The sequence below is a fragment of the Hymenobacter sp. APR13 genome (assembly GCF_000737515.1).
Lineage (GTDB): Bacteria > Bacteroidota > Bacteroidia > Cytophagales > Hymenobacteraceae > Hymenobacter.
The window spans coordinates 1349932-1374398 of sequence record NZ_CP006587.1 but is presented as its reverse complement, the minus strand read 5'-3'; the positions used below and the strand labels follow the sequence as shown (position 1 = coordinate 1374398).

Below are 24467 nucleotides of genomic sequence, written 5' to 3'. Positions count from 1 at the left end.
GCGCCGCGCTGGGTTAAGCGGGCGTCAGGGTTTCAGTCAGGGACTTGGCAAAGGCCAGCAGATGCTCTTCGCGGAACGCGCCGCTTATCACCTGCAGGCCAATCGGCAGCCCGGCCGAGTCGTTGCCGGCCGGGATGGAAACGGCTGGTACGCCGGCCAGCGAGGCCTGCACCGTGAAAATATCAGCTAGGTACATGGCCAGCGTGTCCTTGTTCACTTCACCGATGCGGAAGGCCGTAGTAGGGGCCGTAGGCAGCACCAAGAAATCGTACTGGCGCAGCAGCTCATCGGTTTTGTCTTTGATGAGGCGGCGCACCTGCTGGGCTTTGGTGTAGTAGGCGTCGTAGTAGTCAGCCGACAGCACGAAGGTGCCGAGCAGAATCCGGCGCTGCACCTCGGGTCCGAAGCCCTGGGAGCGGGTCTTTTTGTACAGCGAAGGCAGGTCGGTGGCGTCGGGGGCGCGGTAGCCGTACTTCACCCCATCGAAGCGGCTCAGGTTGGAGCTGGCTTCGGCAGTGGTCAGGATGTAGTAGGTGGGCACCATGTAGTCGAGGTAGGGAAAATCCACCGCGTCTACCACGTGGCCCTGGCCGCGCAGCTCGTCGAGCGTATGCTCCAGCGCTTCTTTGATTTCGGCATTGAGGCCCGGGCGCTCCACGGCATCCCGGATGTAGCCGATGCGGTAGTGCGGCGCGGGCTCCAGCAGCTGGCTGTAGGCCGGCACGTCGCGCTGGCTCACAGTGCTGTCGAAGCTGTCGGCGCCGGCCATCACCTCCAGCAGCACGGCTGCATCCTCCACCGAGCGGGTAAGGGTGCCAATCTGGTCGAAGGAAGAGGCGTACGCCACCAGCCCGTAGCGCGAAATGCGCGAATACGTAGGCTTGAAGCCTACAATCCCGCAGAACGCCGCCGGCTGCCGCACCGAGCCGCCCGTATCGGAGCCGATGGAAGCCAAACAGAAATCAGCCTGCACCGCTACGGCCGAGCCGCCGGAAGAGCCGCCCGAAACCCGCTCCTCGTCCAGGGCATTGCGCACCGGGCCGAAGAAGGAGGTTTCGTTGGAGGCGCCCATGGCAAACTCGTCGCAGTTCTGGCGGCCAATAAAGATGGCGTCTTCATCGAGCAGCCGCTGCACCGCCGAGGCCGTGAACAGCGACTTGAACCCGTCGAGGATGTGGCTGCTGCTTTGCAGGGCGTGGTCTTTGTAGGCCAGCACGTCCTTCAGGCCAATCACCATGCCGGCCAGCTTGCCGGCCGTACCGGCGGCCAGCTTGGCGTCTACGGCGTCGGCCTGGGCGCGGGCCTCGTCGGGCCATACTTCCAGAAAAGCATTCAAGCGGCTGTTGTGCCGCTCGATGTTATCCAGGTAATACTCCACGAGCTGACGGCAGGTGGTGGTGCCTGCCGTCAGCTCGCTGCGAACTTCCGTGAGAGAATGAAAGCGTCTCAAATTCAAGGAATCAATTAGGACATTTGGTCAAGACGGGGACGCTCGGCGGGAGCAGCCACCGGAGGCGTAATGCCGCCATCCATTGGCGGAGCAATAGGGGGAGCGTAGGCAGCCGGAGCAGCTTCGGGAGCAGCATAGGCTGCATCAGGCAGGGTTTGGTGGCCGGGCTGCTCTACGGGGTGCTGCACAACGGGCTGGGGCGCTACCGGAGCGGCCGGGGCAGCATAGTTCGGGTTGAACTGCTGCTGGTAGGGCTGCTGCGGCTGCTGCTGGTTGCCGGCGTTTTCAAACTCGCTGCGGATTTCCTGCGAAGCGTCTTTGAACTCGCGGATGCCCTTGCCAAGGCCGCGTGCCAGTTCCGGAATCTTGTTAGCACCGAAGAAAATCAGGATAACGACGAGAACGAGCATCATCTCGCCGCCGCCTATGCCTTCCAGAAAAAGAAAAAGAGGAGTATGCATGAGCTGAAAGAATTAAGCCTGCGGCTGATTAGGAGTGGTGGTAGGATTGATGGGCGCGTTGGGGTTGATGGGAGCCCCGGGCGCGGCCGGCCGGTCACGATACTCGGGCTGTGGTTCCTTGGAAGCTGCTTTGAATTCGCGGATGCCCTGGCCCATACCCCGGAACATTTCGGGGATGCGTTTAGCGCCAAAGAACAGCACCAGAATGAGAACGATGAACAGTATGGTACGTGGCGCAATGGCCAAGATCAAAAGGGAAAGAAGCATAAACAAGACCCTGAGGGTACGGTTTGGAGTGGAAAGCCTAGGTACGCATACGGAGTTGCGTCAGGATTGGTAAAGGTACCCCATAATTTTAAAAAAAGTGCCCGCTGGGTGTACAGGGTGCCCGAGCCTGACAAGCAATCCGGCCAGACGTAAACTTCGTACGCAATTTGTTGGTTTGTCGAGGCCAAAGCCATGTTGGCCGGGCATTATCCTAATTCTGGCGGGCAAAATGTACGGTTTGTCGTTACTTGCGGTTTTATTATCCACGGGCTTTCTATACTAAGTACTTCACGTGTTGTAGTACCTTTTTCCTTCCAGTCTATGCAAAAGATTAACACGACTACGCCGATTGCTACCAAGCTCAGAAAGGGGGAAACGGCAACTATGTCTTCGGCACTATGGGAAGAAGACCGGGTAGAGGCCTTGCGCAGCTATTATATTCTGGACACGCCTCCAGAGGAAGCCTTCAACAATCTGGTGCGTTTGGCTGCGTACATATGCGGCACTCCTATCTCCTTGGTGTCGCTGATTGACTCCAAGCGGCAGTGGATCAAAGCCCGAACCGGGCCAATCGACATCATAGACGCGCCGCGCGACGTTTCGTTTTGCCAACACGCCATGCTGGCCGAAGACGTGCTGGAAATACGCGACCCGCAATTGAACCCGCTATTCAAGGATTATCCTGGCGTGGTCAACGACCCCGGCGTTCGTTTTTACGCAGGAGCCCCACTTACCACGCCGGACGGCATGCCGCTGGGCACCATCTGCACCATCGACACGGAGCCCCGCACGCTTACCGAGCATCAGCGCGACGCACTGCGCATTCTGGCCAAGGAGGTAATGTCGCACCTAGAGCTGCGGCGGGCGCGGCAGCAGCTGGAGCTGGAGCAGCAGAAGATGGAAGGCCTGCTGCGCATGGCCAACGACAATGCGCAGTCGATGTTTGTGAGCAGCAGACACGAAATATTCGTTAAGCAGGACCACAAGCTGGTGCGCGTGCATACCGACGACATTCGGTACGTGGAGGCGCTGGGCGACTACGTCAACATCTATACTTCACGGGAGCGGTACACAGTATACAGCACCATGAAGGAGTTGGAAGCCAAGCTGCCGGTGCGCGAATTTGCTCGCATTCACCGTAAATACATCGTCTGCCTCGACCGCATAACGGCCATCGAAGGAGACGCCGTGCAGATTGATACCGGCCGCAGCCAGGACCGCTCGCCGATTCCGGCCCTTATCCCTATTGGCAACTCTTACAAAGCCGTTTTGCTAAGCCGGCTGAATCTGATCTAGCCTTCTGGCAAGGCAGGGAGTTAGCGCAAAAGTGATTCGGCAGGAAAAATCACGTCTTCACCGAATAATGTACACTGCTTGACCGCCATCGGTCTATATTTCGGAATGTTATCGGGGTATGATGGTGGCCAGCTCACCCTTTTGGGGTGCCTGTGCTCCTAGCCATACTGATAGCTAAGTTTGTTTTCATAGCTCAGAAAGACACCGCACATTGTACGGTGTCTTTTTTTGTCCGTACCACTAAAGGCCGGGGGAAATGCAGGAGCCTGCTAATGACGGCCGAGCCAGTTTTCCGGGTTGAGGTTGGAGCTGTTGCGCCACACCTGAAACTGCACTTCCGAGGTGCCTTCGGAGCTGGTGTACACGGTGCCGATCTGCTGGCGCATCTTCACGGTCTGGCCCTCGCTCACGCTCACCCCGCGCAGCTTGGCGTACACCGTGAAGTACTCGCCGTGCTGGATCATGACGATGTTGTTCATGCCCGGCACGCTGGCCACGGTCAGGACCTTGCCATCGAAAATGGCCCGTACCGGCTCGCCAGCGCTGGTTTGGATGTCGACGCCGCGGTTTTCCACCACCACGTTTTTCAGCACCGGGTGGTTGTGGCGGCCAAACCGTTGCGAGATGAACCCCTTGGCCACCGGCCACAGCAAGCTGCCCCGGTTATCGGCAAACGACGACGACAGCACCGCCGTTTCGGGCGTGAGCGTTACCCGGTCGGTGCGCACGGCGGCGGCGGGCTCGGCCGGCTCGGAGTAGGTGCGGCCGGATCCTTCGGGGGCGGTACGGCCGGGCGCGGCGGCGGTAGCCCGTTCGGCCCGCTCGCGGGCGGCGGCGCGGGCCGCAGCTTTGGCAGCGGCCACCCGGGCGGCGCGGGCTATTTCCTCGCGCACGCGCTCGGCAATCAGGTTGTCGAGGCGGCCGATGGCGCGCTGGCGGTCGGCCAGCTCCTGGCGCAGGCCCTGTTCCTGCTGGCTGAGCTTTGTCACGACTTGGTCTTGCTGGGTTTTCAGCGTGACGAGGTTGTTCTTTTCGGCTACCTGGGTGTTGAGCAACTGGCCTTTCTCCTGCTTTTTCACCTGCAGGCCCGTGAGCTGCTGGGTGAGGCGCTGCTGGGTGCCCGTAATCTGGGCAGCCTGGGCCTGGCGCACTTCGGCGTACTGCCGGATGTAGCGCAGCCGTAGCATGAACTGGTTGAACGACTCGGCCGCAAACAGAAACATCAGGCGGTTGTAGCTATTGGCCGTTTTCGAGCCGGCGTAGATCAGCTTGGCGTATTCAGCCTTGAGCTGCTGCAGGCTCTGCTGGGTTTGCTGCACCTGGGTCTGGGTCTGCACCACGTCGGTTTCGATGTAGCGCAGCTCCGACGAGATGTTGCGGATGACGCCCTGCTGCACCGTCAGCTTTTCCTTGAGGGCGTTGAGCTGGCCCAGCGACGCCTGCTTCTGGCGCTGGGTCTGCTCCAGGATGCGGCTGGCTTCCTGAATCCGGCGCAGGGTGTTGCGCCGCTCGCGCTCCAACTGCGCTTTCGACTTCTGAACCGGACGCTTCCTGGTGGTCGTGCTTTTTTTTGTAGATGTGCTGCGTTGCGCCAGCGCGCGGCCGGCCGGCAGCACGCCTACTGCCGCCAGCTGGCTCACCAGCACCAATACAAGCGCCAGCCAGCGCTTACTTCTTGCGGGCATAGCCTTTCGGAATCGAAAACGGAAACTGTAGCCGCTCCTTGTCGACATCGACGGTGCGGTAGCTGATGGTGGCGGCGGTAGGCTTAGTAGTGCCCTGCTGCAGCTGCAGCTGCGTAGTGTAGGCAAACGACTGCGGCGTGCGCTCTACCACCCGGAAATCGGTATAGTCTACCGTCACCTTGTTTTGGGTGGCCGGGTCGTTTACGGTGAGCTGCTGCACCCGGGCCTTGCCCAATTCAATGAGCTGTTGCACCAGTAAGCCGGCCTGCTCGTAGCTGACACGCTGCACCGAGCCATCGGTTTGCACGGTGGGCTCGGTGGCGGGGTTGAGGGGCGGCAGGTAGTTACCAAGCAGCAAGGCCTGCACCATTTCAAAGTTAACGGGCACGTTCAGGCGCTGGCTCAGGTAGGCGAAGTCGCCGGCGTAGTATTCGCGGTGCACCTTGTCGAGCACCTGTACCGAGTCGCGGGTTATGTAAGCGCGCACGCCCTCAAACCCAATCAGCGACGCAGAAATCCAGATAACGCTGTCTTTGCGGATGCGCACGTTGATGTTGGCCATCTGCTGGTTGCCCTGCAAGTCAAACTGGGCCTTGCCTTTCGCCGACAGAAAGCGGAAGTCGACGTTCATGGCGCGCACCGCCTCGGGCATGGGGCGGTTGCTGGCCTTCGACTTGGTGGGAATGGCTTTCTTCTGACAGCCGCCCAGTGCGGCCACGGCCAGAAACAGGCCAAGGGCAATGCGTTTACTCATACAATTTCCTGTCTTTGATTTTGCGGTCAATCAGCGAAGATGCGCCGCCGATCTGCTTGGCCCGCTGCCATTCGGCGTAGGCTTTGTCTTTGTCGCCGAGCTGGTAGAGTACGTCGCCGTAGTGTTCGATGACGGTGGCGTCTTTGCTGGTGACCAGGGCCTTTTCCAGGTACTGGCGGGCGCCGGCGTAGTCTTTCTGCTTGTAGAGCACCCAGGCGTAGGTGTCGAGGTAGGTGTCGTTGTCGGGGAACTGCTTCACCAGCTTGCCCGACATCTCCTTGGCGCGGTCCAGCTTCTCGCCCCGCACCGACAGAAAGTAGCTGTAGTTGTTGAGGGCCTGCGCGTTGTTGGCGTCGAAGGTCAGCGCCGCCTCGTAGGCCGCGTCGGACTTGCTGTACTCCTTTATTTCGTGGTAGGCGTCGCCGAGCTGGGTGTCGAACTGGGCTAGCAGCTCGGGGTTGTCGGTGGCCAGCTTGCGGCCGTATTCCAGCGCTTTCACGCCCTTGGCCGGCTGCTTGGCCAAGATGTAGCCCACGCCATTGTAGAACCACAGCGGCGCCTGGTTCGGGAACAGCTCCAGCGCCTTCTCGGAGTGCCGCAGCAGCGAGTCGGTCTGGTTGAGCTCGGCATCAATGAGCACCACCTGCTGCCAGATCTGGTAGCGGGAGTTGTCGAGCCGGATGGCCTGCAGGTAGGTGTTGCGGGCCTGCTCCTTGCGGTTGGTCAGGGTCTGGATGTCGCCGGCCACGGAATATGCCTTTGCCTCCTTGGGGTGCACGCGCACCGTAATGGCGGCCAGGTCCAGCGCCGTCTGCTCGATTTTGGGGTTGGGCAGCTGCTTGATGTAGTCGACCAGCACCCGCACCTTGTCGTCGATGTCGAGGCCCGGGCTTTCAAACGCCCGCTTGATCTGCTTTTCCGACTCGGCAGTATTGCCCTGCTGGCGGTACACATCGGCCAGAATCATGCGGGCCTGCGGGTTTTCGGGGTCGGTGCGCAGGGCCTGCTCGGCCACGCGCACGGCATCGGGCAGGCGGTTGTTGGCGGCGTACATTTCGGCCTGCGCCAGCACGTACCGGATTTCGTCGGGGTTGGCCGCAATCAGCACCTCACCCTCTTTCAGGGCCTTGTCGAGGTTGTTCTGCTTGAGGTAAATCTGCTGCTTCTTGAACGACACCTCATCCAGCGGCCCGAATTGCTTTTCGGCCCGTTCCAGCGTGGCCAGGGCGTCGTCGAGCTTGCCCTGGGCCAGGTACAGGTCGGCCAGATTGAACAGGTAGTAGCCGGAGTCCGGCACGTCCTGAATCAGCTGGGCATATACTTTGGTGGCCTGGTCGTACTGCTTCTGCGAGGCATAAGCCTGGGCCAGCAGCAAGTAGTAGTAGGCGTTTTTGGGGTCGAGCCGGACGGCGGCCTGCGCGAAGTTGGTGGCGTCCTTGAGGTTGCCGCTGAGCAGGTTGGTTTCGGCTATTTTGTAGCTGATGGCCGCGTTGGTTGGGTTGAGGGCGTAGGCCTTGAGCAGCCGTTCCAGGGCCTTGTTGTAGTCTTCGAGCAGTACGTATTTCACGCCGTCCACGAAGAACGCCTCGCTCATTTCCCGGTCGCGCTCCGTCAGTTGGCGCTGGCGGCCGGCGGCATCCAACTCGGCCCGGCGCGCCAGCTCCTTCCGCTCTTTGCGGGTGAGCTTGCGCGGCGTGAGCTGGTCGGCCGGAGCGGGGGCAGCAGACGCAGGACGCTGCTGTGCCTGCCCCTCGGAGGGCAGATACAGCAGCGCCAGCAACAGAAAAAAAGAAGGGAAGACGCTACGCATGCAGGCAGAAGCGCGGAACAAGTCCGCCAATCAGGAGAAACGGATGAAGATCAAGGTACCCAAAACGGCGGAATAGCCCCGGGCTTCTGCGTAACGTAAGCGACTACGAAATTATCATACCCGCAGCGTATTGTAGTCGCCCAGGCTCAGGTCATCGGGCGTGCCCGTGACGGTGGCGTGGTTGCCGATCATGGAGTTGGCCACGTTGGCGTGCAGCACCGTGGCCGACGTCTGCACGATGGAGTTCGACACCACCGACGCGCGCACGTTGGAATGGTTGCCCAGCGACACGTGCGGCCCCACCACCGAATCGGTGATGATAACGCCTTCGCCCACGTACACCGGTGGAATCAATACGGAGTTGGTGATCTTGGCAGATTCGGCTACCAGGTTTTCGCCACGCTCCTGCAGGTACTCCAGGTAGCGCTGGTTGGTGAAGACGGTGGCATCCTTGTTGCCGCAGTCCAGCCATTCGGTCACGCGGCCGGGCACGAACGTGGTGCCCTTGTTCTTCATGTTTTCGAGGGCATTGGTGAGCTGGTACTCGCCTTTGTCCTTGATGTCGTTGTCGAGCAGGTACTGCAACTCGCTGCGCAGGTACTCGCCGTCCTGGAAGTAATAGATGCCGATGATGGCGAGGTCGGACACGAACTCCTGGGGCTTCTCCACGAAGTCGGTAATCTGGCCCTGCTCGTTGAGCTTCACCACGCCAAAAGGCTTGGGGTCTTCTACTTTCTGCACCCAGATGGTGCCGGGTACGCTGGAATCCAGGGTGAAATCAGCCTTAAACAAGGTATCGGCGAAGGCTACTACCACCGGGCCGGTCAGGGCACTTTGGGCGCACAGGATGGCGTGGGCGGTGCCCAGCGGCTCGTCCTGGTAATGGATGGTGCCTTTCGCGCCCACCGACTCGGCAATCTGCACCAAGCTCTTCTCGGTTTCAGCCCCGAAACGGCCGATGATGAAGGCCACTTCCTGCACCGGCTCGCCACACACTTTGGCAATGTCCTCCACCAGCCGCTGCACAATTGGCTTGCCCGCAATCGGGATAAGCGGCTTGGGAACAGTGAGGGTGTGCGGGCGCATACGCTTGCCCATGCCGGCCATCGGAACGATAATTCTCATGTCTGAAAGTGTTTCGGGTTGCTTATGAAGAGTAAGGGGTAATAAGCCGGTACGCAAATGGCGCAGGAAAGTAGCGCGCCAGCGGCGGGCCGAGAGGATTTATTGCACGCCGGTGCTGCCGTAGCCGCCGGCACCGCGCGCCGTTTCGCTCAGCGTTTCGGCGGGCTGCCACTCAATCACCTCGTGGCGGGCCACCACCAGTTGCGCGATACGCTCACCATCCTGCACCACAAAGTCGGTATCGGAGAGGTTTACCAGCAGCACCTTCAGCTCGCCGCGGTAGTCGGCGTCAATGGTGCCGGGGCTGTTCACGATGCCGATGCCGTGCTTGTAGGCCAGGCCGCTGCGGGGGCGCACCTGCATTTCGTAGCCCACCGGAATTTCCATGAACAGGCCCGTGGGAATGAGGGCGCGCTGCAAGGGCTTCAGCACCACGGGCTCGTCCAGGTTGGCCCGCACGTCGAGGCCAGCGGCGTGGGCCGTCTGGTACTCGGGTAGCGGATGGCGGGAACGGTTGATGACGGGTAGTTGCATGCCGCAAAGATAGATTTCTGTGGTAGTTGTTGGTTTTTAGTTGTTAGTTGTTAGTCCGTCCCGTTGATTTTTGACAACTACCAACGAACAACTCATTTCTCCAGCATCCGCTGGGGTTTCTCGATTAGAACGATCAGGCCTACGAAGCCGGCGCACAGGGCCAGGTGCCAGCCTTGGCGCAGCCAGTAGCCGCTCACGGGCACAAACCAGCCCAGCGCCACTACGCCCGAGGCCAGCGCCAGCCAGCCCAGCAGTCGGGCCACCGGGTAGGGCACCGGGAAGTGCCGCTCGCCCAGCCACCAGCACACGGCCGCCATCATAAAGTAGCAGGCCAGCGTGGCAATGGCCGAGCCCATGTAGCCCAGCACCGGAATCAGCAGGAAGTTGAGGGCAATAGTGAGCACCGCCCCGGCCGCCCCAATGTAGGTGCCGATGTAGGTTTTGTCGGTGAGCTTAAACCACACTGCCAGGTTCCAGTAGACGCCCAGAAACAGGTTGGCCAGCAGCAGCACCGGCACCACGGCAATACCCTCGCGGTATTCGGCGCGCTTCAGAAACTGCTCCCCCAGGATTTCCAGGTTCAGACTCACGCCCACAAAAATGACGGCGCAGCACAGCGTAAACCACTTCAGCACCATGGCAAACGTGGCCGGCGAGTTTTTCTCGGTGCTCTGCGAAAAGAAGAACGGCTCGGCTGCGTAGCGGAATGCCTGAATGACGAGGCTCATAAAGATGCTGAGCTTGTAGCAGGCCCCGTAGATGCCCACCGCCGTAAGGCTGCTTTTGCCCGGGTAGAAGCCTTCAGGCAGCCACGCGGGCAGCAGAATCCGGTCCAGCGTCTCGTTCACCATACCCGCCAGGCCCATCAGCATGATGGGGTAGGCGTAGGTGAGCAACGGCCGCAGCGGTGCCAAACTCAGCCGGAACCGCATCTGCAGCAGCTCCGGCGCCAGCAGCAGCAGCGTGAAGGCGCTGGTCGCCAGGTTGGCCAGAAATACGTAGCCGACCCCAATGCTGGGGTCGTAGACGCGGGCCACCAGCGGCTGCAGCGCCGTCAGGTATTTGCCGGCCAGGATGTCGGGGCAGGCCACGATGAAGAACATGTTCAAAGCCACGTTCAGCACGATGCTGGCCATGCGGATGCTGGCAAAGCGCCGCGCCTGGTTGCGCAGGCGCAGCTGCGCAAACGGAATGGCCGCCACGGCATCGAGGCCCAGCACCAGCGCCAGCCACAGCACATACCGCTCGTGGCCGGCCGGCAGCCCTAGCAGCTGCAGCAGCGTATCTGCCTGCCAGGCCAGCAGCCCCGCCAGCACCACGCTGCTTACCAGCAGCAAGCTCAGCACCCGGTTGTAGAGGTCCTGCCGGTCGGCGCCGGCACGGTTGGCAAACCGGAAAAACGTGGTTTCCAGCCCGTAGGTAAACACCACGTTCAGAAACGACACGTAGGCATACAGCCCCGTCACGATGCCGTAGTCGGCCGCCGCAAATCGCGCCGTGTACACCGGCACCAGCAAATAGGTGAGCACCCGGCCCACAATGCTGCTGATGCCATACACGGCCGTCTGGGAGGCCAGTTTCTTTGCTACACTCATTTAAAGAAGTGGTAAACCGCTGCCAAAAGAACGTCATTCCGAGCGGAGCGAGGAATCTCGCTAGTGTGGTGATTATACTACACTAGCGAGATTCCTCGCTCCGCTCGGAATGACGTACCAAGCAACCTTCGGATTTTAATTGCCTTTGAAAGCGGCCGGCCGTTTTTCCAGGAATGCTTGGGTGCCCTCTTTGAAGTCGTTGGACGCAAAGCACTGCCCGAAGGCGTTGGCTTCTACCTGGTAGCCGTGGCGCGTATCCGAGTATAGGGCATTCACGCTGTCGATGCACAGGCTAAGGGCCAAAGGTGCTTTCGTCAGGATGCGGCTCAGCAGGGTGCGCGTAAAGGTCAGCAGTTCGGCGGCGGGCACCACGTGGTTCACGAGGCCTAGGCGCAGGGCTTCGTCGGCCTTCACCATGTCGGCGGTCAGCAGCAGCTCCAGGGCTTTGCCTTTGCCAATCAACTGGGCTAGCCGCTGGGTGCCGCCGTAGCCCGGAATCAAACCCAGGTTCACTTCCGGCTGCCCGAAGCGTGCGGTATCGGAGGCAATGCGCATGTGGCAGGCCATGGCCAGCTCGCAGCCGCCGCCCAGCGCAAACCCGTTCACGGCTGCAATAACCGGCTTGGAGCTTTCCTCAATCATGCAAAATACCTCCTGGCCCTGCTCGGAGGCCCGGCGGGCCAGCGCCTCGCTCGGAATGGCAGCCAGCTCGGCAATGTCGGCGCCGGCCACAAAGGCTTTGTCGCCGCTGCCGGTCAGGATGATGCCCCGCACGGCCTTGTCGTTGAGGGCCTGCTGCATGGCCTGCCCGATTTCCGTAATCGTGGCGGCGTTGAGGGCATTGAGCTTGGTGGGGCGGTTGAGCGTGATGGTCTGGATGCCGGTTTCAGCGTCGAGCTCAACCAGCAGATTTTCGAAAGAAGCCATGAAGGAAAGGATAGGTGGGGCCGCAGATGATGCCCAAAGATAGCGCAAAACCGCATCCCTGTTCCGGGGCTTCGGCGTGGCAACGCCCCGGTTCAACGGTTGCCGATGGCTGTCCGGCTAAACCGTGGCACCCTGGGCAAACCGGTCTTCTACCTTTGAGAAAAGTCCGCAGGAGGTTAGATCGTAAAAATCTTATATTGCCTGCGGTATTCTCTCGTTTTCTCCACCAAATCCTTCTTACTCATGGGCTTCGTCTCAGAATTCAAAGAATTTATTTCCAAGGGCAACGTGCTCGATCTAGCAGTCGGCGTGATTATCGGCGGGGCGTTCGGTAAGATCGTCACCTCGCTGACAGATGATATCCTGATGCCTGTGCTCAGCATCCTGACCGGCGGTATGGATTTCAAGGACTGGTTTCTGGCCCTTGACGGCACCACCTACAAAACACTAGAAGACGCCAAAAAAGCGGGTGCCGCAACCATCAACTACGGCCTGTTTCTGAACGCCGTTATCACCTTCCTGCTGATGGCCTTCGCCATTTTCTGGATTGTGAAGCTGGCTAACCGCTTCAAAAAGCCGCAGGAAGTAATTGTGGCCGACCCCGGCCCAACGAAAGACCAGGTGCTGCTGATGGAAATTCGCGACGCGCTGCGCACCCGTAGCTAGCACGTCCGCTCACCACGGCTGTTTTATTGACTGTTTGCAAAGCCGGCCTTTGCCCTCCACCACGGCAGGGCAGGGGCCGGCTCTTTTGTTACCCTCTTCCTTCAGTTACTATGGGCGTTACTACACTCGTTTCCTGGAAATGCTGCCTAACCGTTGCCTTTCTGGTTTTCCTAACAGCAGGGCACGTGCAGGCGCAGGAACCCGTGCCCAATCGCGCACCCGTCCCGCAGGAAGCCTACAAAATATCTGCCGAAGTAGACACGGCCCAAGGCTGGCAGCGCGGCGGTGCCGGTACGCTCAACTTCAGTCAGGTGAGCCTCAGCAACTGGGCGCCCGGCGGCCAAAGCTCTCTGTCGCTGCTGGGGCTGGGCAACCTGTACGCGCACTACCGAGGCGATAAGCACGCCTTCGACCTGGCCGGCAACTTGGTCTATGGCTTGTTGAAGGCCGGCAAAGCCCGGGTGCGGAAAAACGACGACCGGCTGGAGCTTAATGCCCGCTACGCCCGCAGCTTCGCGCCAAAGTGGTCATACGCCACGCAACTCAACCTCAAAACCCAACTCACGCCCACCACCGATGCCATCCGAACCGATTCGCTGCTGTCGAAGTTCTTCGCGCCCGCCTACATCCTGGCTTCGGTCGGCTTCGAGTATAAGCCCGATGAAAACTTTTCGCTGTTCCTGTCCCCGGTCACGGGCAAGTTCACGGTCGTAGCCGATCAGCGGCTGGCCGATGCCGGCGCCTTTGGAGTGAAGGCCGCCCGCCGCGGCCCTGACGGCCGTCCGGTAACCGGCACCGGCGAACGGCTGCGCGAAGAACTGGGCGCCTACCTCAACGCCCGCTACCGCCGACCCCTGATGGCTAACATCACCTACCAAACGCGCCTGGAACTGTTCAGCAACTATTTTCATAACCCGCAGAACATAGACGTAAACTGGGAAAACCTGCTGGATTTCAAAGTGAACAAGTTCTTCAGCGCCAGCTTGGCCGCCACGTTGGTCTACGACGATGACATTCTGGTGCCCCTCAACGTGGATGAGCAAAACGGCGATCCGCTGGCCCGCGGGCGACGTATCCAGTTCAAGGAAACCCTAGGTATTGGGCTGACCTACAAGTTTTAGAGAATTTGAACTAACTTCCCTGCCGGCCCGTTGCCGCGCTGCAAGCTCCGCGGCTGACAGCTAGCGGATTACGGCCATTTCCTCTGAATTTTCTTCTGCTACAGCGCATGAAAAAACTTATTGCCACCTCGCTGCTGGCTTCCGCCACTTTGCTCAGCAAACCTGCGGCCGCGCAGGCGCCCCGCTCCGTTATTGCTCCTGAAGCGCCCGGCCGCCAGCCCAACGAGCAGATGCAGCGCAAAGGCAAGCGCAAAGCCTCGGCCACGGACATTGCCAACATGCAGCGCCGCATGAACATGAACCCAGACGACGCCAAGCGCGACCAGCAGGTAGAACTCCTGGAAGCCCGCGCCGGCGGCGGCTCTGCCAACACCAGTTTCGGCCGTGCCTCCGGGCCCGCCCGCCAGTATGAGAAGGGTTCCGGCGGCTTCACAGTACGTAAGTTCAAAGCTGGCAAGCACACCCGTAATGCCATGATGAAGAAAGGGCAGGGGCGTCCTGCTCCTGGCATCGACCCTAAAGGCAAGCCATTGACGCACAAGAAGAAAAAGAAATTCCTGTTTTTCTAAGTAGCCGCAAGCAAGCCTGTAGCTAGCAGATACCGCACAAAAAAGCCCCGTCGCAAAGCGTCGGGGCTTTTTGCATCTTTAGCTGTTTCGAGACCACCGTTCGCTCCCGATGCAGCCAAAGAAGGACTAAGTATTGAACCGGCCAGCTACGAAAGCTGGCGTTTGGCGGGGTCCCAGCCCGGGCCGGGTAGGGCCGGCGTAGCAGCCTCGCGGTTACCGTTCAGCGACAGGTAGCATACTGGTACTGGCATAAAAGTGTGACGTTTGGCAACAGGTGCTGGCGAGTAGGTGTGTACAGGCATAGCGCGACAAATAAGGAAGTGGACACGAAACAGCAAAAGCCACTACAGCTTAGCCAAAGCATTCAGGTCAATATTGCGGGCGACTTGCTTTACAAAATCAGTGTTGTTCTGCCCGTCCGATTCCACGGCTACAAAAAAACGGTCGCCTACGCCCAAGGCAACACTGGCTTTGTGCTCTTTCTTCTGTAGCGTTTCCCACCCTCTGATGTTGCTCATGCCCAAGTCGAAGCTCCGCATCAGCTGCGCATCATCCTCCTGCGCAAAACCTGCCGATAGCATGGCCGTAGCGCCGGCGTACAAGGCGTTGGCGCCATTGTAGTCTACCAACTGCACTTTCAGGCGCTGGCTGCCATTGCTGTAACTCCGCTCGCACGTAGAGTAGCTGATGCCATTCAGGCTAATGGATTCGCCTTTTGGCTCACTCACCGCGTTAAAGCCAGCTAGCTTAGCTGGCAGGTAATGCGCCAGTTCCTGATACGTCAACGATGCTGTATCGCCGTGAGCAACCCGAGCAGCGTGTTGCTGCTGTTGCTTTCTCATAGCCGCTCCCATATTGCGTACAGCCCGTACGCTGCTACTTGCTGTATTGTAGCGGCTGCGTGCTTCCTGCAACTGGCCACAGGCAGCTAATAACCCTAGTTCGGCGCAGACCAGAAGGAATCCTAAACGGTTCATGGCAGGTAGGGCAAGGTGAAGCAGGGCTTTTATTGTACCCTGAATCACGATTAGTGCAATTCAATCTATCGGTGATGCTAAAGTACTTTTCTCGCTTGGCGAGGTCAATAGCATGATGATGTGACGCAACTTTAGGTGAAAAAGCAAAAGGCCTCTACTGCACGCAGTAGAGGCCTTTTGATGATTAAAGATGCTGCTTACAGCGTCCGTTTTACTTCCTGTTCTTCGAAGCCTTCGATGTTGTCACCTTCTTGCAGGTCGTCGAAATTCTTAAGCGAGATACCGCACTCGTAGCCCTGGCGTACTTCCGACACATCGTCTTTGTAGCGCTTGAGGTCTTTGATTTCGCCCGAGTACACCACAATGCCATTGCGAACGAGCCGCACTTTGGTTTTGCGGGTGAAGGTACCGTCCGTCACCATGCAGCCACCAATGGCGCCTACTTTGGTGATGTTGAACACCTGACGAATCTCGGCGTTGGCTACCACTACATCTTTCACCGTCGGGGCCAGCATGCCTTCCATGGCATCCTTCACCTCGTTGATGGCGTTGTAGATGATCGAGTAGAGGCGGATGTCGATCTGCTCCTGCTCGGCCAGCTTGCGGGCGCTCTGCGACGGCCGCACCTGGAAGCCGATAATGATGGCGTCGGAGGCCGAAGCCAGCAACACGTCGGATTCCGAGATGGCGCCCACGCTCTTGCTGAGGATGTTCACGGCCACTTCCGGCGTGCTCAGCTTCAGCAGCGAGTCGGCCAGTGCTTCCACCGAGCCGTCCACGTCGCCTTTCACAATTACATTCAGCTCCTTGAACGAACCGATAGCCAGACGGCGACCAATCTCGTCGAGGGTGATGTGCTTCTTGGTGCGCATGCTCTGCTCGCGGGCCAGCTGCTGACGCTGGGTGGCCAGCTCGCGGGCTTCGCGCTCGGTTTCCATCACCTGGATCTTGTCGCCAGCCTGCGGGGCCCCGGTCAAACCAAGTACCTGCACCGGTGTAGCCGGGCCGGCGGTTTTCATCTTCTTACCGCGGTGGTCGGTCATGGCCTTCACGCGGCCGAAGTGCGGACCAGCCAGCACGATGTCGCCCACTTTCATGGTGCCCGTCTGTACCAGGATGGTGGTTACGTAGCCGCGGCCCTTGTCGAGCGAGGCTTCGATAACCGTACCCACGGCGTTGCGGTCGGGGTTGGCTTTCAGCTCCAGAATCTCGGCTTCCAGCAGGACTTTCTCCAGCAGGTCGTCGATACCGAGGCCGGTTTTGGCCGATACCTCCTGGCTCTGATACTTACCGCCCCATTCTTCTACCAGTACGTTGATCACCGACAGTTCCTCACGGACTTTGTCGGGGTTGGCGCCAGGCTTGTCGATTTTGTTAAGGGCAATAACAATTGGTACACCAGCAGCCTGCGCGTGGTTGATAGCTTCCTTGGTTTGCGGCATCACCGAGTCGTCGGCAGCTACCACAATAATGGCCAAGTCCGTCACCTTAGCACCACGGGCACGCATGGCCGTAAAGGCTTCGTGACCCGGGGTATCGAGGAACGTTACGCGCTTGCCCGATTTGGTCATCACGTCGTAGGCACCGATGTGCTGCGTGATACCGCCGGCTTCACCTTTGGCTACGCTGGCGTTGCGGATGTAGTCAAGCAGCGAGGTCTTGCCGTGGTCGACGTGGCCCATGATGGTCACAATTGGAGCGCGTGGCTGCAGATCCTCTTCGTTGTCGGTGATTTCCACCACCGTATCCTCTTCCTCAGCCGACAGGAATTCCACATCGTAGCCGAACTCGTCGGCAATAACGGTAATGGCTTCGGCATCGAGGCGCTGGTTGATGGACACGAACATGCCCATGTTCAGGCAAACCTTGATAATTTCGTTCACCGACACGTCCATCAGCGAGGCCAAGTCGTTGGCGGAGATGAACTCGGTTACTTTGAGGGTTTTGGCATCCAGCTCGTTTTGAGCGCGCTGTGCCTCGCGGTCTTCGGCTACACCAGCCCGCTTGTCGCGGCGGTACTTAGCACGGTTGTTATTGTTGCCACCACGGCCGCCGCTGAGCTTGGCCAGCGTGGCCTTGATCTGCTCCTGAATCTGCTTGTCGTTCTGCTCGGGCGTAAGCGGCACAGTAGGCTGCGTACGCTGGCCAGGACCACCGGGACGCTGGCCAGGGCCGCCGGGGCGCTGGCCGGGGCCGCCAGGACGTTGGCCCGGAGCGGTTACCGGACGGTTGCCTTGGTAGCCACCACCTTGCTGGTTGCCCTGGTTGGCCGAGCCGGGCTGCGTAGCGCCTCCCGGACCAGGCAGACGCTGGCGTTTCTTCTTATCAGCAGCCAAGCCGCTCTTGCGCACATCCGACGAGGCCACGGGGCGGGCACCGCGCCCACCACGCCGCGACGAGTCGAGCGGCAATTCAATCTTACCCAGTACCGTCAGGCCTTTCAGCTGGTCGGCTTTGGCTACGATGGTACCGGCAGCTTCTTCCGTACCGGCGGTAGGTTCAGTCGGCGCTGCGGCGGCAGGGGCCGAAGCAGCAGCTACAGGAGCCGCTGCAGGCGTTGCCGGAGCAGGGGCGGCCGGAGCCACCGTTTCAGTAGGCTTAGGAGTAGCTGCCGGGGCGGGCGTCTCAGCAACCGGCGCTTTCACAGGCTCGGGAGCTGCTGGCGCTGGAGCCGGGGTGGCTGCCACCGGAGCCGGTGCAGGGGCCGGGGTTTCAGCAGGTTTGGGGGCGGGAGCCGGCGCAGCAGCCGGGGCTGGCTTGGCTTCAGCAGCCGGCGCTTCAACCGGCTTTGGCGCGGGGGCGGGAGCCGGCGCAGCAGCCGGAGATACTGACGCAGGGGCAACCGGAGCGGCGGTAGCTGCCGGACGGGGTGCCATAGGCCGGCCTTTGGCGTCCAGCTCCAGCTTGCCCAATACCTTGAGGCCGGGCACCTTGGGTGCTTCCTCGGCAGGCTGAGGGGCTGGAGTTGGGGCCGCTACGGGCGCAGCAACCGGAGCCGCCGCCACCGGAGCCGGGGCAGGAGCTTCTACGGGCTTGGGAGCCGGGGCTTTCGGGGCAACGGGCTCGGCCGGACGGGCCTGGGCAGCCGCTTCCAGCTCGCTTTGGCGCTTGGCCTGGCTGAGCTTAGCGGCCTCCAGCTTGTCCTGGGCTGAAGACGCGAATTCCTTGTCCAGCAACGCTACTTGCTCAGGAGTGAGCTTGGTTGTGGGCTTGTTTTCTACCGGAAATCCCTTTTTCGTTAGTGTTTCCACTATAGTGGACATGCCAACGTTCAGGTCTTTGGCTGCCTGACTAAGCCGTTTGGTTGCTGCTTCCGCCATTCTATGCTCGCGAACGATACTCTTATCTTGGTGCAAAGGTACTATATTAAATGGTGCCAGCCGGTGTTATGGTGTTAAAGCAGGCCGGCTGGCCCGATTTAACACCTTTGCCGGGCCGAAGCCCGCGCGCTCATTGCGCGTTGTCGCTGGCAGTGGAGGTTTCTGCTTCGTCGGTGCTCTCTTCTTCGCCTTCAAATTCGTTGCGGATGACGCGGAAAACGTCTTCTACAGTTTCCTCTTCCAGCTCCGTGCGGCGCACGATATCTTCTTTGCTTACGGCCAATACGGCGCGCCCGGTGTCGAGGCCAATTTTCTTGAGCTCGTCAATGATCCAGGCTTCCAGCTCGTCCGAGAATTCATCGAGGGCAATGTCCTCTTCGTAATCACCGGCATCCCGGAATACGTCGATTTCCATGCCCACTAGCCGCGAGGCCAGCTTGATGTTGGCGCCGCCCCGGCCGATGGCCAGCGAAACCTGGTCTGGCTTGAGGAACACCGAAACCCGGCCGGTTTGTTCGTTTATCTTCATCGACGTGAGCTTGGCCGGCGACAGGGCCCGCGCAATGTAGAGCTCCAAGTTGTCGGTGTAGTTGATGACGTCGATGTTTTCGTTTTCCAGCTCACGCACCACGGCGTGGATGCGGGAGCCTTTCATGCCTACGCAGGCGCCCACCGGGTCGATACGGTCGTCGTAGCTTTCTACGGCTACTTTGGCCCGCTCGCCGGGCTCACGCACAATATTTTTGATGGTGATCAGGCCATCAAAAATCTCGGGTACTTCCTGCTCGAACAAGCGCTCCAAGAAAGCCGGCGCAGCGCGCGAAAGGATGATTTTGGGCGTGCCGTTGATGATTTCCACCTTGTGCACTACCGCCCGTACGGAGTCGCCCTTGCGGTAGCGGTCTTTCGGGATCTGCTCGCCTTTGGGCAACACCAGCTCGTTTTCGTCTTTATCGAGAATCAAGGCCTCGCGGCTCCACACCTGATAGACTTCGCCGGCGATGATTTCACCAACCTGGTCTTTGTAGGTCTGGTAGAGGTGGTCGCGCTCTAGGTCCTTCACGCGCTGAATCAGCGTCTGGCGGGCCATGAGCACAGCGCGGCGGCCGAAGTCTTCCAGCTTCACCTCTTCCGTTACCTGCTCGCCTACCTCAAAGTCGGGCTCGATTTTCTGCGCCTCGGCCAGCGGAATTTTGTCGTGGTCCCAGATATCCTCCGAGTCATCGTCCACAATCTCACGGTTGCGGTAGATTTCCAGGTCGCCCTTGTCCACGTTGAGAATGACGTCGAAGTTGGCGTCATCGGTGTACTTTTTGCGAATCATGGTCCGGAACACGTCTTCGAGGATGCTCATCATCGTGGGACGGTCGATGTTTTTGCTCCGGGCGAATTCGGCAAACGATTCAATCAGGACGTTGCTGTTCATCTGATTTAAACTGTTGAATTGTTGAATTGCTGCAGAAAAGGGGGCTGGCTTTCTCCTACGAAAAAACGCAACCGCTGGTCTGACAAGCTATTAAGTCCGTGTTATTTAAACGAAATGACGATCCGCGCTTCCGTAATGCTGGCAAACGGCACGAGTGCGGCGGGCAGCGTTTTGGTTTTGCTTTTCTCCTTAATCACCTCGGCCAGCTGCAGCCCTTCGGCCTCGATGGCCTCCAGAGTACCAGTTTTCTCGGTGCCGTCAGCCAGCTTCAGGCTGAAGGTGCGGCCCACGTGCCGGGTGTACTGGCGCGGGTCGGTGAGGGGCTGGTCGGCACCGGGGGAAGTGACTTCCAGCGAGTAGGTAGCATCTTCGCCATATGCTTCGTCGATGCGCTTGGCCAGCCGGCGGCTTACTTTGGCGCACTCATCAATGCCCAGGCCCTGCTCACTATCAAGAGTGACGGTGATTTTGGGCCGGATGGCGTCGGATACGCTCAGGTCTACCACGAACAGGTCGAAACCGGTGAGGCTGTCCTGGAGCATCTCGGCAATGCGGTGTTGATCGAAATTCATCGGGTCTTGAACCGGGTGATAAAAGAAAGAGGGGACGCTACGTCCCCTCTTCACAATCAGAATACTGCGCAAATATACTAGGATAAACCGCCGAAAGCAAGTAGCGGCTAGGTGATGGGGTGAATCGTGACACGAGACAGGTGACAGGTGCCGAACGTCATTCCGAGCGGAGCGAGGAATCTCGCGTGCTGATGTTGGGACGACCCGGGTTGCCACGCTGGCGAGATTCCTCGCAAGCTCGGAATGACGTTCTACCTTCCTTTTTCACCTCATCACCTCATCACCAGAATTCACCGCGTGATTTCCACCCAGCCTTTGGCGCGGCGGTTATCGGTGTCGCGCAGCAGGTAGTAGTAGGTGCCTTCGGGCAGGTTTTCGCCGCCCCAGTTGTTGTGGTAGTCCTGGGTTTCGTAGACCAGCGTACCCCAGCGGTTGAAGATCTGCAGGCGGGTGGGCTTGCAGCTGAACAGGGGCTTGAACGTGTCGTTGAGCGAGTCGCGGTTGGGGGTGATGATGTTGGGGACCTGCACTTCGCCGACTTCCAGCGGCGAGAAGGACGTTTCGACGACGCAGTTGGAATAGCGGGCAATCAGCCGGACGGTGTAGGTGCCGGGCTGCTCGTAGAGGTGCGTGGGATTGGCGGTGGTGCCGTGCGGTGAACCGTCGCCGAAGTCCCAGTCGTAGGTGCCACCAGCCAGGGCAGGCTCAAACTCGCAGTTGAAAGGAGCCAGGCCGGCGTAGCGCGGCGAGGCAGAGCACACGGGCAGGTTGAGGGGGGCATTGGCCGAGGAAGTGGGCGCTAGCAGCACCGTCCGGACCGCCACGTTTTCGCAGCCGTTCTGCGAGTAAGTGTAGCGCAGCGGGAAAATGCCGCCGCGGTTGTTGGTGTTGGGTGGCGTGAACAGGCCGCCCGGCGTGACGCCGGTGCCGCTCCAGGTACCACCGGCCGGGGTCATACCGCGAAGCTGGAAAGGAGCCATCTGGTCGGCACACAGAATAGTGTCGCGTCCGGCGCGCACTTCCGGCACCAGGCTCACTACCACCGTTTGGGTGCCGACGCCGCAGCCCAGCGTATCGGAAATGGCGTAGCGGATGGTGTGCGTGCCAACGCCGGCCACGGTGGGGTTGAAGATGCTACCCGACACACCTGGCCCGCTAAACGTGCCGCCCAGCGGCGTGGCCGTGAGAGCCACACTGCCCGAGTTGACGCAGCGCGGCGGCAGTGGAGCCACCGTAACGGGGCGCTCCGGCGTGACCGTGACGCGCAACGGCCGGGTGCTTACGCAAGTGCCGGTGGAAGCCACCGAGTAGGTGAGGACGTTTACGCCCAATCGGGCCGGAGCCGGCGTGAACTGGTAGCCGCCGCCGGGCAGGGCCGTGACGCCGGGACCGGTCCAGGTGCCACCGGCGGGGCTGCCGCCTAGCGTGATGGGCGCGCTGCCCACGCACACGTAGCGGTTCGGGCCGGGGTCGGCGGTGATGATGCCGAAGTCGATTTTGAAGGCCGCGTTGTTGCAGTTGGTGCTGCGGTTAGTGGTGGAATAGGTGTTGGCGCCCGGCGGCATCGGGAAGCCCGACGAGCCGCCGCAGCCGCCGCATACGGCCTGATACACCACACCTTTCTTGTCGAAGCGTGAGGTGCCGCCGTCTACATGCTCGCCGCTACGGCCGCCCCGCTCGCCGTAGAAAGTTGCGTACTCCAGAGACGTCATGCCAGGGCGGAACTGGGCAAGGTAGAAGTCGGAGCCGTCGGTGGTGGGCTGGATGGCGTTGGGCGTGACGGGCAGGAACGTGGTGCCGCTGCCGCCGGCGTCGTTGACGGAGCCGCCCCAGCCGCTGATGTAAATTCGCTCGCAGTCATCCACCAGAAAGGCCGTGAGCGAAATGTCGGGGAAAAGGGTGCGGCCGCTGCCGAAACGAGTGTAGTACAGACTGCTGGATAGCGTAGGGTTGAGTTTCTGGATGAACTGGCGGCCGTTGGTTACGCCGTAAAGCCCCGCCGTCATGGGCAGGCTGCCCTGGGTCTGGCCCAGCAGATAGGCGTTGTTGGCCGCATCCAATTCCACAAAGAAGGCTTGGTCATAGGCGGAGCTGCCGGCGAAGCTGCTTTGCAACAGTGCGGTGCCGGTGCTGTTCAGGTGCGTGATGAAGCCGTCCGTAACGCCCTGAAACGTGGTGAGGTAGCCGCCCGGTGTAACGGGGAAGTTGGTGCTGGTGGTGCCGCCTGCCACGTATACCCCGCGCGTGGCGTCTACCTGCAGAGAGTACGCTGCATCGGCGCTGTTGCCGCCCAAATAAGTGGCCCACACGAGCGTGCGCAGATCAGCCGAGAGCTTGGCCACGATGCCGTCGGAGGTACCGCCCTGGTAGTTGCTGCGGAAGCCGGTGCCGGCTGGGAAGTTCAGGCTGTTCGTGACGGATGCCAGATACACGTTGCCGTCGCTGTCTACGGTCACGTCGCCACGGTATGGGTCGCCGTAGTTGACCACCGGTGAGTTGCCAAGCCGCTCGCTCGCTAGGTAGCCGTCGCTGCCCGACCCCCCCAGAAAGGTGCTGCCGGTAAGCACGCTGCCATTGGCCGACAGCTTGGCAATAAACAAATCAACGCCATTTGAATAAGTGGCCGAACTCATGTTGGATGGCCTGACGGACGGCCCGCCGTTGTGGCTGGTATCGTAGCAGCCGGTTGAAACAGGGAAATTGGCAGAGCCGGTAGTGCCCAATATCACCAGCTCACCGCGCGGATTCACAACCATACTGTGGGGGGCGTCCATGCTGGTGCCGCCCAGGTAGGTGGCGTAGAGGCGCGCCGTGGAGCCGCTGACGGCGGTATTGTATTTGATAATGCCCACGTCGGTGGCGCCGGCAAACGTGGTCTGAAACGAACCCAGCGTGGAGGGGTAGCCGGCCGCAAACACCACGCCGCCCGAGTACATGTTGCCCTGCGCGTCGTAGGTGGCCGTGAAGCCCCAGTTGTCGGCCGTGGAGCCGGTAAACGACGAGAAGATAACGGTCGGGTCGATGACGAGCGGGCGGCGCCGGTCGTACTGGCCCAGCCGGAAGCTGACCGTGGTGCCCTGCAGCACGAAGGCGCACGGCACGGCCACGCGCTGGCCGCGGGCGTCGGTTTGCCAGGCCTTAGGTGCCTGCTCGGTTATGTGGCCAATAGACGTCTGCACCAGCAGGCTGCCGTCAGGACTGAGGCTGAGCTTGTCGAGGCCGGTGTAGCGCAGCCGAATGGCGGCCGGCTTGCTGTTGGGAGCCACCAGAAAGTCGTATTCCAGCTGCTGCTCCGTGTTTTCGTAGACTACGGCCCCGATGCCGGGGTACAGGTTCTGGTAGCGCACCCGCCGGAAGCCGCGGGCGTTGCTGGCCCAATGATGGGCATCGGTGCCCTGGAAATAGTTGTAGGGCGCGGCAGTGCCGTCTTCGCCGGCCAGGTCGGGGGTGGGGCTGGCGCCCTCAAACGACACCGAGTAGGCGTGGCCGCGCAGGTTGTCGTCGGTGGCGGTGGGCAGGGTTTCGGTGCCGTGGTGGGCGTGGCGGCGCAGGGCGGCGGGGTCGAGGAAGCTGTAGGTGAAGCCGGCCGGCCCCACGAACAGCTGGCCGCCGGGCAGCTGGGCGCCGTAGCGGGCGGCGGCGTCCCACTGGCCTTTGTTTTCGATGAATTCCAGCGAGGCCTTCTCAGTCGGGACGGCCTGCGGGGGGCGGGCAGCCAGGGCCGGCAGCGCGGCCAGTAAGGTGCTGAATGTAAGAACCCGGAATGTAGAAAGGAGCATAGCGTAGTGGTAAAGCAGAAACTAAAAGTACAACGAAAAGCAGGGCCCGAAACGTGCGCAAGAATCGGGCCCGGAGCCTAGCCGGGTTCCGCTTACCTTTGTAGTCTCACCCCCGGCCACTCAGCCGGCTTGC

At 60.6% G+C, this 24467-nt stretch carries 19 protein-coding genes; 4 read left to right on the top strand and 15 right to left on the bottom strand.

Annotated features, from left to right (window positions below; translation table 11 throughout):
* Nucleotides 1-13: 13 nt before the first annotated feature.
* From gatA to N008_RS05765, 3 genes are read right to left on the bottom strand one after another with little or no spacing between them, the layout of a single operon-like run.
* A complete protein-coding gene (gene gatA / locus N008_RS05775; protein ID WP_044014438.1) occupies nucleotides 14-1450 on the bottom strand; it encodes an Asp-tRNA(Asn)/Glu-tRNA(Gln) amidotransferase subunit GatA in 1437 nt (478 codons plus the stop codon).
* Nucleotides 1451-1464: 14 nt separating this feature from the next.
* Nucleotides 1465-1911, bottom strand: a complete 447-nt coding sequence (locus N008_RS22655) for a twin-arginine translocase TatA/TatE family subunit (RefSeq protein ID WP_081910634.1) — start codon at nucleotides 1909-1911, stop codon at nucleotides 1465-1467.
* A 12-nt stretch (nucleotides 1912-1923) separates the two neighbouring features.
* Nucleotides 1924-2178: a twin-arginine translocase TatA/TatE family subunit gene (locus tag N008_RS05765; RefSeq protein WP_071884491.1), complete on the bottom strand. Its 255-nt coding sequence runs from the start codon at nucleotides 2176-2178 to the stop codon at nucleotides 1924-1926.
* A gap of 384 nt (nucleotides 2179-2562) precedes the next feature.
* Between N008_RS05765 and N008_RS21375 the strand changes: the two genes are divergently transcribed.
* Nucleotides 2563-3474, top strand: coding sequence for a GAF domain-containing DNA-binding protein (locus tag N008_RS21375; RefSeq protein ID WP_052381244.1), 912 nt, complete (start codon nucleotides 2563-2565; stop codon nucleotides 3472-3474).
* Between the two features lie 269 nt (nucleotides 3475-3743).
* Here the strand turns inward: N008_RS21375 and N008_RS05755 are convergent, their stop codons facing one another.
* The 7 genes from N008_RS05755 to N008_RS05725 form a co-directional block, all read right to left on the bottom strand.
* Nucleotides 3744-5159, bottom strand: coding sequence for a murein hydrolase activator EnvC family protein (locus N008_RS05755; protein ID WP_044014435.1), 1416 nt, complete (start codon nucleotides 5157-5159; stop codon nucleotides 3744-3746).
* Nucleotides 5143-5913, bottom strand: coding sequence for a DUF4292 domain-containing protein (locus N008_RS05750; protein WP_044014433.1), 771 nt, complete (start codon nucleotides 5911-5913; stop codon nucleotides 5143-5145). The genes N008_RS05755 and N008_RS05750 overlap by 17 nt, the downstream gene beginning before the upstream one ends.
* A complete protein-coding gene (locus tag N008_RS05745) occupies nucleotides 5906-7723 on the bottom strand; it encodes a tetratricopeptide repeat protein (protein ID WP_071884490.1) in 1818 nt (605 codons plus the stop codon). The genes N008_RS05750 and N008_RS05745 overlap by 8 nt, the downstream gene beginning before the upstream one ends.
* Before the next feature lie 114 nt (nucleotides 7724-7837).
* On the bottom strand, nucleotides 7838-8848 hold the full coding sequence (locus N008_RS05740; RefSeq protein ID WP_044014431.1) for a sugar nucleotidyltransferase: 1011 nt from the start codon (nucleotides 8846-8848) through the stop codon (nucleotides 7838-7840).
* Between the two features lie 99 nt (nucleotides 8849-8947).
* The gene (gene dut / locus N008_RS05735; RefSeq protein WP_044014428.1) at nucleotides 8948-9382 is read right to left on the bottom strand and encodes a dUTP diphosphatase; all 435 of its coding nucleotides are present in this window, start codon (nucleotides 9380-9382) and stop codon (nucleotides 8948-8950) included.
* Between the two features lie 92 nt (nucleotides 9383-9474).
* Nucleotides 9475-10977 (bottom strand): polysaccharide biosynthesis C-terminal domain-containing protein, encoded by a 1503-nt coding sequence (locus tag N008_RS05730; RefSeq protein ID WP_044014426.1) that lies wholly within the window; start codon nucleotides 10975-10977, stop codon nucleotides 9475-9477.
* A 135-nt stretch (nucleotides 10978-11112) separates the two neighbouring features.
* Nucleotides 11113-11904, bottom strand: coding sequence for an enoyl-CoA hydratase/isomerase family protein (locus tag N008_RS05725; protein WP_044014424.1), 792 nt, complete (start codon nucleotides 11902-11904; stop codon nucleotides 11113-11115).
* A 243-nt stretch (nucleotides 11905-12147) separates the two neighbouring features.
* On the opposite strand from N008_RS05725, the gene mscL reads away from it, so the two are divergent.
* The 3 genes from mscL to N008_RS05710 all read left to right on the top strand — a co-directional run bounded on the left by mscL (nucleotide 12148) and on the right by N008_RS05710 (nucleotide 14260).
* Nucleotides 12148-12570, top strand: a complete 423-nt coding sequence (gene mscL / locus N008_RS05720) for a large conductance mechanosensitive channel protein MscL (RefSeq protein WP_044014422.1) — start codon at nucleotides 12148-12150, stop codon at nucleotides 12568-12570.
* A 203-nt stretch (nucleotides 12571-12773) separates the two neighbouring features.
* On the top strand, nucleotides 12774-13691 hold the full coding sequence (locus N008_RS05715) for a DUF3078 domain-containing protein (protein ID WP_197062954.1): 918 nt from the start codon (nucleotides 12774-12776) through the stop codon (nucleotides 13689-13691).
* 107 nt (nucleotides 13692-13798) lie between these two features.
* Nucleotides 13799-14260, top strand: coding sequence for a hypothetical protein (locus N008_RS05710; RefSeq protein ID WP_044014420.1), 462 nt, complete (start codon nucleotides 13799-13801; stop codon nucleotides 14258-14260).
* Between the two features lie 344 nt (nucleotides 14261-14604).
* Here N008_RS05710 and N008_RS05705 read toward each other — a convergent pair whose 3' ends face one another.
* From N008_RS05705 to N008_RS21370, 5 genes are all read right to left on the bottom strand, one after another.
* The gene (locus tag N008_RS05705; protein WP_156109037.1) at nucleotides 14605-15237 is read right to left on the bottom strand and encodes a hypothetical protein; all 633 of its coding nucleotides are present in this window, start codon (nucleotides 15235-15237) and stop codon (nucleotides 14605-14607) included.
* Between the two features lie 197 nt (nucleotides 15238-15434).
* Nucleotides 15435-18557 (bottom strand): translation initiation factor IF-2, encoded by a 3123-nt coding sequence (gene infB, locus N008_RS05700; protein ID WP_044014415.1) that lies wholly within the window; start codon nucleotides 18555-18557, stop codon nucleotides 15435-15437.
* 130 nt (nucleotides 18558-18687) lie between these two features.
* Complete coding sequence (gene nusA, locus N008_RS05695; RefSeq protein WP_052381242.1) at nucleotides 18688-19983, bottom strand: transcription termination factor NusA; 1296 nt, start codon at nucleotides 19981-19983, stop codon at nucleotides 18688-18690.
* A 101-nt stretch (nucleotides 19984-20084) separates the two neighbouring features.
* A complete protein-coding gene (gene rimP / locus N008_RS05690; RefSeq protein ID WP_231569786.1) occupies nucleotides 20085-20555 on the bottom strand; it encodes a ribosome maturation factor RimP in 471 nt (156 codons plus the stop codon).
* 290 nt (nucleotides 20556-20845) lie between these two features.
* Nucleotides 20846-24334, bottom strand: a complete 3489-nt coding sequence (locus N008_RS21370; RefSeq protein ID WP_052381241.1) for a gliding motility-associated C-terminal domain-containing protein — start codon at nucleotides 24332-24334, stop codon at nucleotides 20846-20848.
* Between the last annotated feature and the right edge of the window lie 133 nt (nucleotides 24335-24467).

Coding starts and splice junctions, on each gene's coding strand:
- N008_RS22655 (WP_081910634.1), bottom strand. CDS start 1,911: ATGCATACTCCTCTTTTTCTTTTTCTGGAAGGCATAGGCGGCGGCGAG.
- N008_RS05765 (WP_071884491.1), bottom strand. CDS start 2,178: ATGCTTCTTTCCCTTTTGATCTTGGCCATTGCGCCACGTACCATACTG.
- N008_RS21375 (WP_052381244.1), top strand. CDS start 2,563: ATGTCTTCGGCACTATGGGAAGAAGACCGGGTAGAGGCCTTGCGCAGC.
- N008_RS05755 (WP_044014435.1), bottom strand. CDS start 5,159: ATGCCCGCAAGAAGTAAGCGCTGGCTGGCGCTTGTATTGGTGCTGGTG.
- N008_RS05750 (WP_044014433.1), bottom strand. CDS start 5,913: ATGAGTAAACGCATTGCCCTTGGCCTGTTTCTGGCCGTGGCCGCACTG.
- N008_RS05745 (WP_071884490.1), bottom strand. CDS start 7,723: ATGCGTAGCGTCTTCCCTTCTTTTTTTCTGTTGCTGGCGCTGCTGTAT.
- N008_RS05740 (WP_044014431.1), bottom strand. CDS start 8,848: ATGAGAATTATCGTTCCGATGGCCGGCATGGGCAAGCGTATGCGCCCG.
- dut (WP_044014428.1), bottom strand. CDS start 9,382: ATGCAACTACCCGTCATCAACCGTTCCCGCCATCCGCTACCCGAGTAC.
- N008_RS05730 (WP_044014426.1), bottom strand. CDS start 10,977: ATGAGTGTAGCAAAGAAACTGGCCTCCCAGACGGCCGTGTATGGCATC.
- N008_RS05725 (WP_044014424.1), bottom strand. CDS start 11,904: ATGGCTTCTTTCGAAAATCTGCTGGTTGAGCTCGACGCTGAAACCGGC.
- mscL (WP_044014422.1), top strand. CDS start 12,148: ATGGGCTTCGTCTCAGAATTCAAAGAATTTATTTCCAAGGGCAACGTG.
- N008_RS05710 (WP_044014420.1), top strand. CDS start 13,799: ATGAAAAAACTTATTGCCACCTCGCTGCTGGCTTCCGCCACTTTGCTC.
- N008_RS05705 (WP_156109037.1), bottom strand. CDS start 15,237: ATGAACCGTTTAGGATTCCTTCTGGTCTGCGCCGAACTAGGGTTATTA.
- infB (WP_044014415.1), bottom strand. CDS start 18,557: ATGGCGGAAGCAGCAACCAAACGGCTTAGTCAGGCAGCCAAAGACCTG.
- nusA (WP_052381242.1), bottom strand. CDS start 19,983: ATGAACAGCAACGTCCTGATTGAATCGTTTGCCGAATTCGCCCGGAGC.
- rimP (WP_231569786.1), bottom strand. CDS start 20,555: ATGAATTTCGATCAACACCGCATTGCCGAGATGCTCCAGGACAGCCTC.
- N008_RS21370 (WP_052381241.1), bottom strand. CDS start 24,334: ATGCTCCTTTCTACATTCCGGGTTCTTACATTCAGCACCTTACTGGCC.